Annotated in this window: 3 protein-coding genes; 1 reads left to right on the forward strand and 2 read right to left on the reverse strand. The window is 41.9% G+C overall.

Translation table 11 applies throughout. The annotated features are described in order from the left end of the window. Positions 1–251 precede the first annotated feature (251 nt). Complete coding sequence (locus NJ959_RS22180; protein WP_309242689.1) at positions 252–1,907, reverse strand: ABC transporter substrate-binding protein; 1,656 nt, start codon at positions 1,905–1,907, stop codon at positions 252–254. Between the two features lie 46 nt (positions 1,908–1,953). Continuing rightward, entirely contained in the window at positions 1,954–2,106 is a 153-nt protein-coding gene (locus NJ959_RS22185; RefSeq protein ID WP_254013916.1) for a hypothetical protein, read from the reverse strand. A gap of 98 nt (positions 2,107–2,204) precedes the next feature. Between NJ959_RS22185 and NJ959_RS22190 the strand changes: the two genes are divergently transcribed. Next, positions 2,205–2,417: a hypothetical protein gene (locus tag NJ959_RS22190; protein ID WP_254013917.1), complete on the forward strand. Its 213-nt coding sequence runs from the start codon at positions 2,205–2,207 to the stop codon at positions 2,415–2,417. Positions 2,418–3,592 lie beyond the last annotated feature (1,175 nt).

The following is a 3,592-nucleotide window of genomic DNA, read 5'->3' on the forward strand; positions in this document are numbered from 1 at the left end:
TTTTGGTTATTTGTTGTTTGTTTTTGGTTATTTGTTGTTTGTTTTTGGTTATTTGTTGTTTGTTTTTGGTTATTTGCAGAGGCTGTAAACCAACAACAAAAAAATAATAAGAAAATGCGCATCTAATTAGAACGATCGCAATCTGTGAAACTTTTGTAGGGCGGGCATCTTGCCTACCTCATTTATACAACTTGTCTGCGTCACATCTTAACAAAAAACCAATAACCAACAACCAACAACCAATAACAAAATTATGGTTGTTTCTGTATCTTAGGGAAGGATACACCTAAAACAGGGTTGATTTCCACATTATTTAGGTTTTTTTGGCTAAAGGCGTAGTCTTTTCTCTGCAAGATGGGCACAAGAGGAACATCTTGGGCGACGATATCTTGAATTTCGGCAAATATTTTTTGCCGCGCTTCTGGATTTTGTTCTTGCCGTTGTGCTTTGATAAGTTGATTCATCTTGTCACTATAGTAGAAGAATCCTTGACTTTGACTTGCACCTTCTGTACAACCATTTTGTACTGAACCTTTATCGCAAGTGAAAAAGGGACTGATGTAGTTATCAGCATCGCCAAAATCGGGGAACCAAGAACTGATATAACTAGGATAAATCCCTTTGGGAATGTTGGCAAATAGTGTGGTTGAATCCACTGCTTGGGGTGTAATTTTGATTAATCCTTCCAGTTTCTGGGCAATATATTCTTTCAGTAGGGTGACAATTTGCTGACGTTGGGTGGAATTTGAGGAATACCAGATAGTCAATTCAAAGGGTTTCTCTTTAGTAATGCCAGCTTTAGTCAAAAGTTCCTTGGCTTTGGCGGCATTACCGTCACCGTAAGCATCTTTAAATACAGGTTTGGTAGTTTCAAAGTTGGTGGGAACGATACTGTAGGCGGGTGTGGCTAAACCTCGATAGACGCGATCGACAATTAAAGGACGATCTATAATAGCAGCGATGGCTTGTCTAATTTCTACTGGTTGTATCTGTTTCACATTCAGCACCAGATAGATAATTCCACTACTGGATTTTTCGATAACTTTAAAGCCTTTGGCGGGCGCATCTTTCTGTAAACTGAGGATTTGTTCGGCATCTAAGTCTCGATAAGCCAAATCCACTGCTCCTGTAGCAAAAGAAGTATACAAGTTAGCGGCACTGCTGAGAAACTGAAAGTCAATCCCTTTTGTGGGTGGTTTTTCGCCCCAATAATCGCCAAAAGCATCCACTTTAACTTGATTGGGACTATATGATACCAATTTATAAGGACCTGTTCCCACAAATTCATTGGGTTTGAATTTTCCTTGCCCTATTTCATAAGCTTTCGGAGAAACAGCACATAATCCAGGAAAAGCTAAAAGAGAAGGAAATGGCGCAAATGGCTGTTTCAGTTTAATCGTAATTTCGTATTCCCCAGAGGCAGTTACCGAATCCATAATATTAGATAGCAGTGATGAAGGCTTCCCGCCATTTTTACTAAACCTTTCCAAGGAAAACACCATCGCTTTAGCATTAAATGGTTCCCCGTCATGAAACTTGACACCCTGACGGAGAGGAATAGTATAGGTTAAACCATCTTTACTGATTTTGGGAAGTGCTGTCGCCAGTTGGGGTTCGAGTTTGTCTGTATCGCCAACGTAGGTGTAGAGGCGATCGCCTAAATTAGTGATAATATCGCTAATAGCCACCTCATACCCATCAGCAGGATCGAGAGTTCGTGGCGTTTCCACAAATCCTACAGCAATGCGATCCTTACTAGTGGATGTAGTGCTAGCAGTAGGGGAACCTCCGGTTGTGGTATTGTTGCCACCCTTACAGCTAATAATCAGGAAACAGCAACAGAGGCATAAACCCAGAAATCGGACAAACTGTAATTGTTGGTGGGATAAGCGAAACCATTTCATCATGTCTATTTGGATTGGCGATCAGCCAGGAGTAACGATCTTGAATTATCTATTTATACTTTGATTCTGCGATCGTAATGCGGCTAGCCATAACTCCCCACACCCCATCCACTGCCACCCCCACCAACAACATCAGCCACCAACCAACCATCCATCCGCTGCCACCCCCACTCCAAGCATCAGCCAACCACCAACCACCCATCCGCTGCTAATTTTTGTTTAGCAATCATCATAAAGCTTGCCATTTACCAGATAATTAAGCCAAGATTGAGATTATTAGTAGAATAGATGGAGGAATAGATGATGACAGTATCTCCTAAGACTGTATATTTTAATCTAGCTAACATAGATCGTGTCGATCCGGTGACTGGTGCTATGTATCGACAAGAAGCACAAGAGGTACTCGCCACCCCATCCATCGAGTTAAAGTTGAGGGCTGCGATCGCAAATCGTCTCAATCGTGCTAATCAAGTATTAGCGATGGCAACTGTTGGTAGTGAGGATAGTTATTAAATTCACGCTCAGAAATCCTAATTTCTCTGCTAGATACCCGACTTTTTGAAGAAGTTGGGTATCTGAATTTATAAGGTAATACCTTATTCCCCATATCGCCCGAATGCTAGACTAACGCTAACAGTCCTACCAGAATATTTGGTATATATTAATTAGGGCTTGCTGAATAAAGGTATAATCTATGCTAGATAATGGTTTAAAGCATTTTTGAGCCAAACAAGTGCCAGGTTGTAGTGCGATTAGGCTCAAAATCCTTGCACTTTTGGGAAGAGGTTCGGGAGAATATATGATTCTGTGAATTAAAATTGAATACCTGCCATCAAACCCGCCAGTGGTTAAAACCACTGTCTAACAGCTTAAGTCGGTTGAAACCGACTCATACTTCCGATTTCAGTCCGTTTTAACGGACTTTAGCTATGAGACAGAGATTTTAATCCCTGGCGGTTGTGCTTAGAGGCGGTTGTGCTTAGAAAAGTGGTAAATTCACGCCATCAAACCCGCCAGTGGTTAAAACCACTGTCTAACAGCTTAAGTCGGTTGAAACCGACTCATACTTCCGATTTCAGTCCGTTTTAACGGACTTTAGCTATGAGACAGGGATTTTAATCCCTGGCGGTTGTGCTTAAAGGCGGTTGTGCTTAGAAAAGTGGTAAATTCACGTCATCAAATCCGCCAGTGGTTAAAACCACTGTCTAACAGCTTAAGTCGGTTGAAACCGACTCAGACTTCCGATTTCAGTCCGTTTTAACGGACTTTAGCTATGAGACAGGGATTAAAATCCCTGGCGGTTGTGCTTAGAGGCGGTTGTGCTTAGAAAAGTGGTAAATTCACGCCATCAAACCCGCCAGTGGTTAAAACCACTGTCTAACAGCTTAAGTCGGTTGAAACCGACTCATACTTCCGATTTCAGTCCGTTTTAACGGACTTTAGCTATGAGACAGGGATTTTAATCCCTGGCGGTTGTGCTTAAAGGCGGTTGTGCTTAGAAAAGTGGTAAATTCACGTCATCAAATCCGCCAGTGGTTAAAACCACTGTCTAACAGCTTAAGTCGGTTGAAACCGACTCAGACTTCCGATTTCAGTCCGTTTTAACGGACTTTAGCTATGAGACAGGGATTAAAATCCCTGGCGGTTGTGCTTAGAGGCGGTTGTGCTTAGAAAAGTGGTAAATTCAC

The organism is Limnofasciculus baicalensis BBK-W-15 (assembly GCF_024178385.1).
Taxonomy (GTDB): domain Bacteria; phylum Cyanobacteriota; class Cyanobacteriia; order Cyanobacteriales; family Coleofasciculaceae; genus Limnofasciculus; species Limnofasciculus baicalensis.

Excerpts from the sequence above, each read along its gene's own strand:
- NJ959_RS22180 (WP_309242689.1), bottom strand. The coding sequence starts at position 1,907 with ATGATGAAATGGTTTCGCTTATCCCACCAACAATTACAGTTTGTCCGA.
- NJ959_RS22185 (WP_254013916.1), bottom strand. The coding sequence starts at position 2,106 with ATGGGTGGTTGGTGGTTGGCTGATGCTTGGAGTGGGGGTGGCAGCGGA.
- NJ959_RS22190 (WP_254013917.1), top strand. The coding sequence starts at position 2,205 with ATGATGACAGTATCTCCTAAGACTGTATATTTTAATCTAGCTAACATA.